We start from the raw sequence: 16,179 nt of genomic DNA on the forward strand, positions 1-16,179 counted from the left end.
TGCTATTCATTTTTACGCTAGAAACCAAAACCTACACCAAAGGAAAAGCGCAAGCCATCATCACTATTGAAAAGTGCCATGCGCGCTGTGACAATATCAGCTCCATTGAGAAAAAATCCGCCTCCGTATGAGGTATGCCATTCTTTGGAATTTTCCATGGGCAACCACACCCTTCCATAATCAAAGCCACCATAAAACCCCATGGCCAATGGCAGAAGTTGTGTCTTTATTTTCTTAAGACTATATCTGATATCCGTATTTTGATAGTACGATTTTTTACCGGTAAACCGTTGGTTTCTAAATCCCCTTAATCCATCAATACCCCCAATACTGGCGGCTTGATAAAATTCATAATCGTCGCCTATATTAAAATGTGCCTTCCATTTTGTAGCTAAAACCAATCTACCACTAGGTATTAACTTATAATCAAAAGCAAGACTGGGAATAACATAACCAAAAGCATTTCCGTTATCGGTACTTCTTTTATATCCTGCTGCAAGCGATGTAGACATTCCCATGGTTGGAAAAGCAGCATTATCCGTATTGGCATACGAATACTCCGCATCAACACCTACAAATTTATTTCCGGTCTCATCTCCTTTAGCCTGATAGTAAGTGTTGATAAATCTATCATCACTCTCTTCTACCTCTATGGATTCGTAAGATACACCAGTTTTAAACTTAGCCCCGTATTGACCTCGCCATACCAAGGCCGGAGCAAATTTAAGTGTCTGTAAACGCACTCGGTTATAATCCATTCCCAAATCGTCATCAAAATTCTCGGTACTATTACCAAAATCGAAAAAATTGATAGCAAAGTTCGGACTGGTAAAACGAGCTCCCAAGTGTAAATTCCAATTTTCAAAAACATGGGCAAACTCACCACTGTACCCTAGTTCAAAACCACTGGTCGCAAAGTAAAAGGAAGCATCTACCTTATGTTGTTGGGTAAAAGGGTTCTGCCTGAAACCGTTGTACGTATAGGTATCACTAATTCCTATTTTAACGCCATCATCAGGGTTATAACCAATAGTAGGTATAATTTGATTTACAGAATTCCTAATTTGCAGTGGCAGGTAGTTATTGGTGTTATAATCATCCGTAAGTTTTAATTTGGCGCCGCTCAATTCCTCTATGGTGTTTTTCTTTGTTTTATAATCGTAAACAGCTATGTTACCGCCTTGGCCTACCCTATAAATATCATTGTTCTGGCCACCCACCAGACGTATCTTAATAGCACTTCTTTCATCTCCGTTTACCTCAAATATATCATCATCATCCAGCCCATAAACCCAAACTTCTTTGGTGCTATTTTTATTGAAAACCTTGGAGAAAAACAACTTGTTCTTTTCACCTTTTATATTCCTATAGACCTTTACCTCTGTTTCTTTATCATTCAAGACGTTCACCTCAAACCAATCATCCTTATCGGTTCCTACCACTACCGCATATTTGTTAAGAACGCCATAATAGGTCTGCGCAGTTTCTTCAATTTTAGCGGATCGCGCCAATAAGATTCTTTTAATTTCTGCTACCGTTTCATCCCTCACCTCCTTAGGAAAGTGGGTAAACGCTTTATCAATGACTTCTTCGGTAAGGTTCTCCCGAATGAACTTAGCCTGTTCTTGCCATTGCTCTGGGGTCGTTTCGGTCAAAAGCGCCATATCCAAAACATAGGTTTTTGGCGAAGAGTTAAAACCTTTTACGTTTCTTATTTCTTCATTAAAACCTTCCATTAAATGTAAAGCCGGAATTATCCTTGTGGCCAGATTCATAAAAAAACCATCACCATGTTTAGAATACACCATATCACGGTCTCTAGGCACTGGTTTATAAAGAACCTTATCATTTTTCTTATCCTTAAATTCTGCCCAACGCCATTGATCTACATGACGGTCCCAATCGCCCATAACCATATCAAAAAGTCGCGCTCTTAAATACATTTCAGAGTCTACGGCATATTTCTCATCGTCCCGTAAATCTTCCAGCATGCTATTCGTACTTTTTAGTTCATTGGCGTACCCAAAGCTTTTTAGATTTCCATGACCGTCACCGGCATGTTCCTCTATCATATATAGCTCATTTCCAAAGGATTCATTAAAATCCTTAAGAGCTGGTTGCTTTGGCACATAATAAAGTACCGGATTTGTATGGTATAGTCCCACGGCATCGGATAGCTCTGCCGTAGTAAAAGGCCCATAAGGGTGAGATCCTGTGTAAAAGTCAAGAAGGAAATTTTCTGTATAGGTATTTTCAAAATCACCCATTACGTATTGCTCCTGAAAGGCCATGGCCTGCAAATACAGTTCCGCATCCTTACGAAGGGCCCGCATTACAAATTCCTTACCATCCTTATCCCTTAGCCGCAATGATTTTGATTGATGTCCTCCTCCTTTATGAACGGGAACAAGACCTCCCATAAGAGTATCCAAATTTACCGTTGGGGCTTCAACCTTTGTGGCATAGTATTTACGGTACCGGTCTCCCCATAGAAACTTGAAGAAACCACTTCTATCTATTTCATCCTCGGAATAAACCGAAGCTTTTACCGTAGCCGGAAATTTCTCATCATACTTGCCTTGAAACAACTTTCGGTCCGGTGGTAATACTTGTGAAGTGAATAAAAATTCCTCGTCCTTATTACCATCTACTCCAAAGTATCTAACTTGAGAAGAACCGTCCGTATAAACCTCCAAGGTAGTATAACCCCTTTGCCCTGTGGATAATTTGCTCCCGTTCAAGAGACGTGTAGTTCCCGTTTTGGCCCCGGAACCACTCACTATTTGAGGGGTATTCTCCTCCACAATAAATTGCAACGTATGTTCGTGTCCCGAAGCCAAAATAACTTTTTCCGAATATTGGGCCAAGGTCAACAACCGCTTCCTGAGTTCTGTATACCGTTTGTTACTCATATCTTCTATAGATGCCCCTGTAGTTCTTCTTAAAAGATTTACAAAACTTCCTAGAATAGGCAAAGGACCAACTTTTCCTTTAGGATACAAATGTGCCTTTGTGGAATATTGACCTCCGTGCGGACCGTAGCTAAACATAGGATGGTGCATAGCGATTATAGTGGTGTTCTGCCGGTTGTCTTTAATTTCGTCTTCGAGTTCCAACCAAAACGCATCTCGTGTTTTAATATCGCATTTATCATTAATATCAGGGCGCTTGTCCCAATTGGTCAAGTACCACTCCGTATCTATTGCAATTACGGTAATGTTATCCGTTACCTCTATGGTTTCTATAGGACAACCATCTTCGGGAAAAAAAACATCTTTACTGTCTAGCTGTTCCTGAATGTAATCTTGTTCTCGTTCCAAACCTACCAAACCTTCCGTATACCAATCATGGTTGCCCGGTATAAAAATAGGGGCTCCCTTAAAATTATCCAGAGTCTTTAATTGCGCATCCAAATCGTTCTTGGCCTTAATGTACGCTGCGGTAGAGTCTTTAGGGTCCGGAAGCCCTGCAGGGTAAATATTATCCCCTAAAAATAGTGCTGTACTATTTTCGTTCGCCTTATCTAACTTGCTCTTGAAAATTTTAAGCGCATCGTTCATACCGTTCATAGGAGATAGGCCGGCGTCTCCAATGAGGTAAAACGTATGGGCTACTGTTTTGGTGGTAGAAACATCCTCTTTACCTTCCTCATTAGCGTATTTGGTCTTGGAGGTCGCACATCCCACGAACAATACCACCAATGCTATTAAAGCAAAATGTTTGCCCAATAGAATACTATTCATTCTCAATATTTTGTAATTTGGAACCATAAATATTTTTTTATGCCGGATTTACTATCAAAAACCGAAGAATTTGCAATCAACCTATTAGTCAAAGATTTAGATACCAACTATTTGTATCATAATCTTAGGCATACTCAACGAGTTGTCAAAAGTACTAAAGAATTGCTTGATTTCTATAACTTAAACACTGTTGATAGTGACGCAATAACACTAGCCGCATGGCTTCATGACACAGGCTACACCCGTGGTGTTGAAAATCACGAAGAAAGCAGCTGCGAAATAGCTAAAGAATTTCTTGCAAGCCAAGATTGTAGTGCACAAACCATTGAAACGGTCTGCAATCTTATTATGGCTACAAAAAGAGGCTATGAGCCGCAAAACCTAATGGAAGAAATCATTAGGGACGCAGATGCATCCCATCTGGCGCAATCCAGCTATGGGGAAACCTGCGAAATGCTGCGGCAAGAATTACAATTATTGGGTCTTGCAGAGCATTCACCAAAGGAATGGCGTAGAGCCAATATTAAGATGTTCCAGACAGAGCATCGTTTTTATACGGACTACGCACTTAAGAATTGGCAAGAAGGCAAGGACGATAACCTTAGAAAATTAGTAAAGCGCGATAAGAAACAAAAAAAGACCCTAAAGAAAGAGGAACTTAAAGTTAAACTAAAGAACCAAAGTCCGGAAAGGGGCATACAGACCATGTTTCGTGTTACTATGCGCAACCACCTAAAGTTGAGTGATATTGCGGATACAAAGGCGAACATTTTGTTATCCGTAAATGCAATTATTATCTCATTAATGCTTTCCAATCTTATACCAAAATTAGACAACCCCTCTAACGATTATTTGGTTATTCCGGCAGGTATTTTTGTGCTATTCAGTGTTATTTCCATGATTATGTCCGTTATGGCAACGCGGCCCAATGTTACTAGTGGTGAGTTTTCCAAAGAAGATGTACAGCAGAAGAAAGTGAATTTATTGTTCTTTGGAAATTTTCATAAAATGAAACTTGAGGATTATGAATGGGCTATACAGGAGTTGATTAAAGACCAAAAATATGTTTACGACTCCCTAACCAAAGATCTTTACTTTTTGGGAGTTGTATTGGATAGAAAGTACAAACTATTACGTTGGACCTATACCATCTTTATGATAGGAATGACCCTATCCGTAATCGCATTTTTTGTAGCGTTGAAATTCTACGGTCCCGAAAGAATAATTGAGTTACCTACCTAAGCCTTTAATTCGTTCATAAGGTCTTCATAGGTATACGTCTTTTCCTCATTGTTTTGCTTGGTCTTGTAGAGAATGTCTGCCCTAATGGCTTTCAATCCGCTAACACCTTGTAGACCTTCTAGCTCAACAATCTCTACCTTTCCGGTAAAATACCCTTTGGAGCGGAGAAATGTGATGTATCTTAGATACTCTAGCTCATCTTTTTTCTGCGAATAGACAATGACCATTTTTCCCGCTTGGGTCAAACGTTCATTGGTTCCTTTTATATAGGATTTATCTATACGCTTTTTGATAATCTCGTAACGCGCGTTATAGGTACCATCTACATCAAAACGTTTCTCATCCATTCTAAAACGTATAGAAAGTGAGGTACTGTACACCAATATAAGCGATGCCACGTCTAAGGGCACCGGAAGTTTAGGCTTTAGGGCATAATGCGCATTCTCCATTTCGCACATGACCTGTAACTGCCATAAACGAAGGTTATTGAGATAAAGCATATCAAAATCGCGATCACCTACGATTTCTTCGCCTATATACATGTTATGCTCAACACCATCTGTTTTATATCTTTCAAAATAGTGAGGAAACATGGCTTGGGCATTCTTCTGCTTTTTATCCATTAACCCCGCCAGCTTCATATTGATCTGTGTAACGCTCTCATCATAGTTACGTCTGTGATCGTAGTAAGACTCCGTACCCATATCAACCGACGATTCATAGAAAAGAATCAGGTTCTTCAAGTTCTCATCAGTTTTTTTTAAATGAGAGAAAACAGGATTTATTTCTTCGGTTACAAAATTAAAGATGGCCTGTTCACTATTGGTGTGGAGGCTATCCTTAATACTGTCCGTATGATTATTTACCCTAAACATCAACTCCTCATAAATAGGCAGCTTTGTTTTCTGCCAAGCCTCTTCAAGGACCTTACCAATAGTAGACAACTGAATCATAAGGTCCCGTTGTATAGCTATGTTTCTAGCTTGGGAAGAATTTTTTATATCTACCTGCCCATACAAAGGATATACATCCTTAAAAACAATTTCTCTAAACGTTGGATTTCTTCCTTCGGTAGAATCTTTTACAAAGCGTTTAGCTTCTTCCTCAAAACGCCAGTATACGGAATCGTGTACCGATGTACATTCATTTTGGATCACGGCATCAATCAGGTTGCTCTCCTCAATTTTAGAACGCAATACCGCAGATACGATAAAAGGCATTATATCCTCTAACTTATTAGCATTAACACTGTTAAGGGCATTAACTTCATAAGCTACAAGTTCCAAAATTCCTAAAAGGTTTCCATTTTGCCCAATAGGTGCCAAAATAGCACTTTTGATACCTTGTTCCTTTAATCCCTTAAAAAGAGACATTTCGTCAGCAGTTTCATAATACCTATCTACGTCCGAAATGGCAAAATAACTATTCTCCTCCAGCAATTTATGATAAGACTTTTGGCACAAGGTACTGGCACAGGCTACTGAATCCCTTTCCCTTAAGAGGAAACTTTCCATACCACTGGCATACACCCTCTCAAAACGATTGTCTTTGGCATTGTACTCTACAAAACCAGCTTTCATGTTGGGCGTATTGAAGAAAGACCTAAAGGTTTCCTGCAGATTATCCATGAAATTCTTGCTGTTTCGCTTGTCATTAGCAATCAGGCTAGATTTTATTTCAGAGATAGAATGCTCCGCCGTAACATCAAACATATTGGAGATAACAAAACCTTTTGAAACAAAACTATGTGGTGGTATTTTCTCTTTCCACAAGTCTATATTATCAAAATTGTCCAACAACTCATCCACATCTTTCTGAGTGAGCTCCTTTGCCTTGTCCGTTGGCAAAATCTCCATAAAATCTGCATTGTACAGAATTCTATAGTGACGCATTACACCGTTTTTATCCGGTATATCGTAAAAAAACGGTCTTTTAAAATCAAAATTGAACCCGTAATGAAAATTAAGGATTACGGTACATGCCACAATATACATTTGGTGTTCGGGCAAATTCCGCATTTGAGGCAAGAAGTCATCACCTCCGGCATCTTTTAATATTTTCTTAAACCGCTTAGAGGAATTAAAAATGATATTGTCATAGGGCAAAGAAGCCGCCTTTATTTCGTTGTTGGTAAGAACTTCAGAAAAGATATCCTGTAAAATTATATTAATGACATCCTTGTGTTTTTCAAGCAAAGTAACGTCATTAAACCCTGCCCGTAATTCCGGGTAGGGTTTGGCCGCATCTATAATGCGCTGTGCCATTTTCGCAGCCGTAATGTTATCGCTTTTGGCCATAACATCATACTGCCGCAAAAGCTTATCAAAGCTAATGAGCTGTATAATTGGCAAATCTATTTTACTATCTTCGTTCATCACGGTTCTTATAAGTCGCAAATACCTCCTTAAAGTTACAAAAGAAAATAATGTTTTGTTAAAACAAACTTTATGCCTTTCGTCGCTTTTTTTAGATATTTATGCAAATTTACAATATGTCGTCCAATACCCGGTTATCCAGAGCATACCAAAATGCCAAAATGGTACCTTTTGACGATGAATCGAAGTTTATCCTCTTTAGCGACTGCCACAGAGGTGACAATAGTTTTGCAGACGACTTTGCCAACAACCGAAACATTTACTTTCACGCACTAAATTTCTATTTTAAGGAAGGTTTTGATTATTGTGAAATAGGTGATGGTGACGAGCTCTGGGAGAACCGTTTTTTTGAATCTATATTTGAGGCCCATAAGAATGTATACGGACTATTGAGAAAATTTCATTTAGGCCGTAGACTACACATGATTTGGGGAAACCATGACATGGTCTACAAAGACCCACATTATGTCAAAACACATTTAAGCAGTTATTTTGAACCCATAGACGGGGAATCCAAAGAGCTTTTTGAGGGCATTACATACCACGAAGGCATTATACTCCAGCACAAGGACACCCAACAAGAAATCTTTTTGACCCATGGTCACCAAGCGGATTGGTGGAACTATACTTTTTGGAGATGGAGCCGTTTTTTGGTGCGCGTTCTTTGGAAACCGCTACAGGTTTGGGGTATTGCAGACCCCACAAGCCCGGCCAAAAATTACAAGGAGCTCATTAAAATAGAGCGCCGTATTAAAAGGTGGATTTTAAAAAATAACTTGTTGATTACTATTGTTGGGCACACCCATAGACCACGCTTTCCGGAGCCTGGTGATATTCCGTTTTTTAATGATGGTAGTTGCGTTCACCCACGCAGTATTACGGGTATTGAAATAGAAAACGGCAGCATTTCACTGATCAAATGGCAGATATCAACCACAGATGATGGTACACTCCGTGTTGTACGGGTCTTATTGGAGGGGCCACAAAAGTTGACGGACTACCAGAAAGCAAAAGGTTAGAAGAATACGTATCTTTACCGCTACCATTAACTAATATTAAATTACATGTTTAAAAGAACACTATCCATTGCCCTTATTGCATTAGTACTTACTTCTTGCTGGAAAGATAAAAGCCCAGAAGACCTTATTCGTCTAAAAGATAAATTCAAGTCTCAGGTAAATGCTTTTGAGAACAAGAAAGAAACGGCCAACAAGAACGTGAACAAAGGCCTAGAATCGCTCAATGCATTAAAGAGTGCACTGGAAGACACAAAGAACGAAGACAAGGAATTTGCAAAGGTATATGGCGATTGGGAAAAGGTAGACCGCCGCGTACAAAACCTTAACAAAGAATACGAAGATTTAAAAGAGAAGGCCTCTAATCTTTTTGCTGCAATGGAAAAACAGACCAACAGCCTAAGTGATGAGACCAGCAAAAAAACGCTTTTAGGAGCCATTAAAAAAGCAAAGACCAAATACAACGGTACTTTGGCCAATACTTCAAAAGCTATTGACAAACTAAAACTTTTACATGGCGATGCCGTAGAGGTCGTAAAAGCTCTAGAAGTGGCTGCCGCCCTAAATTCCTTTGACAATATAAACGACCAGATGAAAAGTATAGAGGGCCGTGTAGATGGTATTATGCAAGAACTGAACGTAGCCGTTGTGGAAAGCAAAAAACTGTACGAAAAGAAGATTACCGAATTAGGAGAATAAGTCCCTAGCGTGAATTGCTCTTTTTTGACGGAAAGCTTCAAAGCGCCCCATTATATTGAAAACTGTGCAGAAAACTAAATTTCATTATTTTAGCGCTAGCCCCAATAAAAAGCAGTAGTATGAAACGGTCCCCTCTTCTTCTTTTAACTCTTTTTTTGTGGATGCTGGGCACATCTGTTTTTGCCCAGCACATAAAATTCAAGACCCTTAGTACTAACGACGGACTCTCTAACAACTCCATTACAGATATTGTTAGTGACCATGATGGGTTATTGTGGATTGCGACTTGGGACGGTCTTAATAGTTATAACGGTAATACGTTTACGGTTTACAAACACGACTTAAAAATCCCCAAGTCAATAGCCGGAAACAATATAGAAAGGTTAAAAAAAGACCGCGAGGGCCATATTTGGATACTCACCAAAGAGAAAAAGCTAAGTAGGTACATTGGTGACGGACAGTTTCAAAATTTTGTTTTTGATGATGCACCCAAATACGTAACGCTTACTAAAAATGGCAATATTGGAATAAAAACCAGTAAGTCCAGCTATACATTTACGGAAGGAAAATTTGTTAAATCCGAATTTGTTGAGGGGAAGCTAGAAGACAAAGGCACACTTAAGGGCATCTTGCTCAGCAAATATCCAAATTCAATTATAAACGATGTTCTTAAAGACCGATCCGGAAATATCTGGTACGCCACAAGAAAAAACGGCGTTTATATTATTCCAAACAATGCAAGTAATAGAGATAACGAGCAAATAGACCATTATTTCCATGACCTTTATGACCCTTATAGCTTTAAAAGTAATGAGGTAGAGAAAATATATGAAGATGGTTTTGGCAACATTTGGTTAGGGCATAAAGATGGCGGACTAAGCATGGCCTATACAGGCTCCGAACAGATTACGACCATAACGCCCCATCCCTACGAATTCCCGCACCTACCTAACGAAACTATACGTGCCATTACAACAGATTTTAATAGTCGTATTTGGTTGGGGTACTATACAAAAGGCGTATTCTATTATGATCAAACAAAAGAATGTTTTGTAAAGTTCAAGATCAAAGAGGTGGCAAAAAATTCGGATTGGGAACGCATCCGTTCACTGTACACTGATAAATCGGGAGAAATCTGGATTGGCACCTATGCCGGCATTATCCGGATAAAAAACGGAAACTATTCACTTTACCAATCAAAAGATATCCCGGAGCTACCCAATGACAGGAACTACTCCTTTCAAGAAGACAATGCCAACAATATATGGGTAGCCTGCTGGGGCGGAGCGGCCAAATTCAACTTAAAAACAAATCAGTTTGAATCGTTTAAAGGACAAGAAGCCCTAAGTTCTTACCATATTAGAAATATAGCATACGCAGATAACGAACTTCTGATAAGTACCGAGAACGAAGGTCTACTTCTATTGGACATCCCTTCAGGAACATTAAAAGACATTACGATTAATGACGGTATTTTGGGCAATAGCGTCTATTCCTCTTTTAAGGACAAGCAGTCCGGATATTACTGGATTGCCAGTTTAGGTGGCATAAGTATATATGACAAGAAAGACCGCCTAATTCATAATATTACCGAAAAAGAAGGCTTGCCAAGTCACATGGTTTATGGTATGCTTTTAGATAGCGACAAAATCTGGATAAGCACCACCAAAGGGATAGCTGCCGTTGACCGAAATGACTTTTCTGTAACGTCTTTAAATATGGACGAAGGCTGGCAAGGTAGAGAATTCTCCGAAGGCGCCTATTACCAAGATCGAAAAGGCTCTATATTCTTTGCCGGAATAAATGGCCTAAACCACTTTTCTCCCACAACTATCAATATTACCAAAGAGCTCCCTAAGCTTAAAGTGCATATTGACAATAGCAATGATTTTTCCCAAGGCATAACAAAAAACTATACCGAAAATTCTATAGAAGTATCCATAGAGCCCATTGTTTTTACTAAAGACCCCAATAACCAAATACTTTACAAATTGGTGGGATATGACAGTGAGTTTAAATCCTTCTTAGACTCCCCTATTCACTACACGGATTTGCCCGATGGAGAATACATTTTTGAAGTAAAAAATTCTTTGTCCCAAGACCTTGCTTTTAAAAGTATACCTATAGTAATCCAAAAACCGTTTTACAAAACTCCTTGGTTCTACATTTTGCTGTTGGCCACCACTCTTTTAGCATTTACGGGTTGGGTATTGGTACGAAACCGAAACATTGCAAAAAACCAGAAAAAACTAGAGCTTAAAATTGAAGAACGAACGCAAACCATAAACCGCCAAAAGGAACGATTAGTTAAAGTAAACGAAACCTTAGATGAGAAGAACAAGGAAATAAACCGCCAAAGAGAGGAGCTTTTAAATTCCTATCACCAACTTAAAAATGAAGATTTTGAAATTGAAAAATTTAAGACCTTCGTCCTGTCCGAATTTAAGGAACCGGTTTCCAAGATTATAGAGAACTCAAAACAACTTGAGCAAAATGAAGGCGTAAAACAGAATATAAACAACGAATCCAACAGGTTGATTACATTGCTTTCGGAATGGGATTACCTTACCAATATGAAAGATATTGGAGACCTTAAAAAATCGGCAACCAAAATAAAGCAATCCATAAAAATCTTAGTTGACGGACTTTCGGCGCACGCCAAAAAATCAAAAATAAACTTAGATTACTCCCTAAATATAGAAGACCAATGGGTTGAGTTGGACTCTCTACGCTTTAAGCTATTTTTTAAATATCTTTTTAATGACATCTTAAAATACATTTCCAAGAACAGCTTTTTAAAAGTAATTGTACGAACGGTAGATACGTCATTAGAACTTGTTATTGAATCAAATAGTAAAGTCCTTATTGATAATTTTTTCAGCATACAGCATTATAGTCCTTACTATAGAGCTGCTAACACCCTATTAACGGCCATGGAAGGGACTCTGAACGTAAAAAACGAAGAAAACCTGACCATTTCTGCACTGTTGCCTATAAAAGTAGTGGACACCAATCAAAAAACGGAAGAGGTATTATGGAAACACTTAGACCTGAACCAAAAACTACCATCTGACAAAAACAATATCCTTATATTCTGTAATGACAACGATTACCTACCTGCCTTTCAGTTGTTTGACGACCCTGAAAACAATTTAGTATTTGAACGTACCTCAGCAGCAATTTCCTCCGCTATTAAGCATGTGAACATTTACTGCTTGGTGTTGTACAACATTACCATTGACGAGCAGTTGGTGCAACTGTTTCATCTTACCAAGAACAATGGAAAACAAATGGCGCTTCCTACCCTTTACATATCCGAAGATATTGACCACGCCCTACGAATACAGACCACTGAGCTTGGTGTAGATGCCTTTATACAATTGCCTGTTAGCAAATCTTTTATTCAAAGTAAGCTCACAAAACTATTATCCGTTAGAAAAGAATTTGCCAATCACAATGCCAAACACTTGTTTTTAGAAACACCTTTTACAGAAGACCAAACTTTATCCGTTAATGAAAAATTAGTAAAAAAGGCACTGAAGCTTATAAATGAAAACCTTCACGACCCATCTTTCAACGTTCAGAAGTTGAAAGAAATGCTTTTTGTATCCAAAATAAAATGTTACCGCGCCTTTAAAGAAGTACTGCAACAATCCCCTTCCGACGTAATTATAAAACTCAGATTGCAAAAAGCGGAATATCTCCTCCAAAACCGCTCATTGAACATTTCTGAAATAAGTACGGAGTGCGGTTTTAACGACCCAAAGTATTTTAGCCGTCTATTTAAGAAGAATTTTGACTATAGTCCAAAAGGGTATAGGGCAAAAATGGCTCAACCTTAGTGTTAACCGCATATTATCACAAGGTTACGTTAGGATTACTGTAACCAAAGTGCACCAAAAAGAAACCATACAACCCCATTTTTGAGTCATAAGTACACCTTTATGATTCTTTTTTCATCTGGTAAAGAAACGTCTCCACCTACTTTTGGTAGATAACCAATTTTAAAATTCTACCTAAATGAAAAAAGTGTACTTATCTCTGCTAATAACATTAGGATGTCTTTCCTTTTCTTATTCGCAGGTAACAGTAAAGGGAACGGTAGTTTCCGAAACGGACGGAATGCCCATTCCTTCCGCATCAATTATTGTAAAAGGAAATGTCCAAGTGGGTACTTCTACTGATTTTGATGGCAATTTTACATTGAACCTTTCCGAAGAAAACGGAACGTTAGTAATCTCCTCTTTGGGTTTTGCCACTCAAGAAATACCATATTCCGGAGGTGAAACCTTAAACATCGCTATGACCGAAGAGGCCAGTTTTTTAGATGAAGTAGTACTTATAGGCTACGGCTCATCCAGAAAAGGCGATTTAACCACGGCCATTGCCACAGTAAACAACGTGGAGACCATTGCTTCCCGGCCCGTATCCAACGTTACAGAGTTTTTACAGGGTAATGTTGCCGGTGTAACCGTATTGTCTCAAGGAGGAGATCCTACCGCTAGTGGCAACGTTGTTATTAGGGGACTGGGAACTTTCGCCGATGAAAGTCCGCTTACCGTAGTTGATGGTGTTCCTTACTATGGGCCCGCTATAAACCCTAACGATATAGCATCCGTTTCCGTTCTTAAAGATGCAGCCTCGGCTGCTATTTATGGAGCTCAAGCCGCATCCGGTGTTATCGTTATTCAAACTAAAAAAGGAAAGTCCGGCAAACCTCGTGTAACCGTAGATTATTACGGTGGTATACAAGAAGCTACAAACTTACCTACTCCATTAACGGCGCAACAGCAATCTCAGGTTTACAATACCGCAGCGGACAACGCCGGAACCCCAAGACAATCTGCTCACGACCCAGAACAAAACCCTTATGGGCAAGTAAACCGTACCAATTGGGTAGACGCTATTTTTAGACCTGCGGGCATCAACAATGCAAATGTTAACATAAGTGGCGCAGGCGATAGCATGAACTACCTAACTTCATTTGGTTACACCAAAAGAGATGGCCTTTTAGAAGGAACAAGTTCAGAGCGCTATAACTTTAGAGTGAAGTCAGATTTTGACCTTTCCGATAAAATCAAAATAGGCGAAAACGTATATTTCTCAAAAACCGAAGCCGTAGGAACCAATACGGACAACCCGTATTCAGGAACCATAATAAACGCCATTTACATGCCTTCTGCCTCTCCTACCCGTTATGAAGATGGTAGTTTTGCAGGTGTTGCCCCAGAGAACCTTTCCCAATTTGCAGGGGCGTACGGAGATGTGTATAACCCTTTGGCCTTGTTATTAAGACCAACTACTACAGCTCCTACCAACTTTTTAAATGCCAATGTCTTTTTACAATATGATATTGTAGACGGTCTAACTTTTAAGACTACTTACTCCTATAGTTACACAGATTCCGAATACAAAAGATTTCAGCCTAAAGTACCGGAACTAGGCCGCTCCAACCCTAACAACTATCTTGAGCAAAGTAACGCTACAACCAACCGTTGGGTATGGGACAACCAGTTAAGCTATAAGAAATCATTTGGCAATCACAATCTTGATGTTACCGCTATCTATTCCTCACAGCATACCGACTTTGAAAAACTTACCAGCAAGGGAGAAGGATTTAGCAACGAACAAGCGTTCAACCAATACTTATCCAACGCTTCCATTATACGAAACCCCTCAAGTCAGGTTTATGAAGATGCACTAACGTCTGCCATTGGTAGGGTTATGTACAATTACAAAAACCGGTACTTTATTTCAGGAAGTATCAGAAGGGACCAAACGTCTCGTTTAGCCGCAAACAACCAAGCGGACAACTTTCCATCTGCCACCGTAGGCTGGAGATTATCGGATGAGTCATTCTTTAATGTTGAAGCTATTAACGATTTAAAATTTAGGGCTTCATGGGGACAAATAGGAAATATTAATTCTGTAGGCTACTACTCTTTTGATGTTCCGTTGAATACAACCGTAGTAACCATTGGCGAGGATGCCTCTTTTGATGACAAAGGTGCATTTGTGGGCAAACAATCTAACCCTGATTTAAATTGGGAAGTATCGGAATCCGTTAACTTTGGTCTGGACGCCGCACTTTTCAACAACACGTTAAGCCTTACTTTTGATTATTTTGAAAAAAGCACCAAAGGAATGATTCTTCCTGGTCTTGAAGACCTTAACCAAGGTACGAGCGCTGCAGATGTTAACGGAGGAGAAGTTAAAAACAATGGTTTTGAAATATCCGCAAGTTACTCTAACAAAATAGGAGAGCTAGATTTCACGGTTAATGCCAATACCAGTGTGCTGGACAATGAGTTGGTAAACCTAGACGGTTATAATAAAAGTGGTATAGATTTTATTGCCCATACGGACAATGTTAGAGGGGTTCTTAGACCTTATCGTTCAGAAGTAGGTAGAGCTTTATACTCTGTTTATGTAGTACCTCAACTGGGAGTTTTCCAAAATCAGGCAGAAATTGATGCCCATGTAAAAGATGGCAATTTAATTCAGCCTAACGCGCAGCCTGGGGATTTTAAATTTGCGGATAGCAATGATGATGGAAAAATAGACGATAATGATAAGGTTTTCTATGACAGTTACCAGCCAGATTTTACCTATAACTTTGGCTTGAACCTAAATTTCAGGAATTTTGACCTAGGCATGTTGTTCCAAGGGGTTTCTGGTGTTGAAGTGTTTAACGGCTACAAATTTTCCACCTATAACGCATCACTTACCGGATATAACTTAGACAACAAGGTACTAGACGCATGGTCATCTTCAAATACCGGAGCAACAACTCCAAGATTATCTACAAAAGATGACAACCAGAACTTTGGACTAGCTTCTAGCTGGTACCTTGAAGACGCATCGTACTTAAGAATGAAAAACGTAACCCTTGGGTACACTATCAATGACCGCATTATGAATTCCGTATTGCCTGGTTCATCATTACGTTTTTACATTTCTGCGGAAAACTTATTCACGATTACGGATTACACAGGAATTGACCCTGAGGTTGGTGGCAAAGGATTGGATATTGCCAGATACCCTCTTTCCCGAACAATTACAGCAGGATTGTCTTTATCGCTTTAACAACAAAACATTTAGAAA

Annotated in this window: 7 protein-coding genes; 5 read left to right on the top strand and 2 right to left on the bottom strand. The window is 39.2% G+C overall.

Translation table 11 applies throughout. The features are described from left to right. Nucleotides 1–17: 17 nt before the first annotated feature. Entirely contained in the window at nucleotides 18–3,743 is a 3,726-nt protein-coding gene (locus Q4597_RS01040) for a metallophosphoesterase (RefSeq protein ID WP_303404429.1), read from the bottom strand. 39 nt (nucleotides 3,744–3,782) lie between these two features. On the opposite strand from Q4597_RS01040, the gene Q4597_RS01045 reads away from it, so the two are divergent. After that, nucleotides 3,783–4,985 carry a Pycsar system effector family protein gene (locus tag Q4597_RS01045; RefSeq protein WP_215913767.1) on the top strand — a complete coding sequence of 401 codons (1,203 nt, stop codon included), beginning with the start codon at nucleotides 3,783–3,785 and terminating at the stop codon, nucleotides 4,983–4,985. On the opposite strand, the gene Q4597_RS01050 is transcribed toward Q4597_RS01045, so the two are convergent. Further along, the gene (locus tag Q4597_RS01050) at nucleotides 4,982–7,360 is read right to left on the bottom strand and encodes a GAF domain-containing protein (RefSeq protein WP_289060801.1); all 2,379 of its coding nucleotides are present in this window, start codon (nucleotides 7,358–7,360) and stop codon (nucleotides 4,982–4,984) included. The genes Q4597_RS01045 and Q4597_RS01050 overlap by 4 nt on opposite strands. A 116-nt stretch (nucleotides 7,361–7,476) precedes the next feature. Between Q4597_RS01050 and Q4597_RS01055 the strand changes: the two genes are divergently transcribed. From Q4597_RS01055 to Q4597_RS01070, 4 genes are all read left to right on the top strand, one after another. Next, complete coding sequence (locus Q4597_RS01055) at nucleotides 7,477–8,379, top strand: serine/threonine protein phosphatase (protein WP_289060799.1); 903 nt, start codon at nucleotides 7,477–7,479, stop codon at nucleotides 8,377–8,379. A gap of 45 nt (nucleotides 8,380–8,424) precedes the next feature. Beyond that, a complete protein-coding gene (locus tag Q4597_RS01060) occupies nucleotides 8,425–9,075 on the top strand; it encodes a hypothetical protein (protein WP_215437670.1) in 651 nt (216 codons plus the stop codon). 119 nt (nucleotides 9,076–9,194) lie between these two features. Continuing rightward, complete coding sequence (locus Q4597_RS01065; protein WP_303404430.1) at nucleotides 9,195–12,917, top strand: two-component regulator propeller domain-containing protein; 3,723 nt, start codon at nucleotides 9,195–9,197, stop codon at nucleotides 12,915–12,917. A gap of 178 nt (nucleotides 12,918–13,095) precedes the next feature. Continuing rightward, nucleotides 13,096–16,161: a TonB-dependent receptor gene (locus Q4597_RS01070; RefSeq protein WP_303404431.1), complete on the top strand. Its 3,066-nt coding sequence runs from the start codon at nucleotides 13,096–13,098 to the stop codon at nucleotides 16,159–16,161. Nucleotides 16,162–16,179: the final 18 nt, after the last annotated feature.

Origin of the sequence: Zobellia sp. 1_MG-2023 (assembly GCF_030549125.1) — a bacterium.
Lineage (GTDB): Bacteria > Bacteroidota > Bacteroidia > Flavobacteriales > Flavobacteriaceae > Zobellia > Zobellia russellii.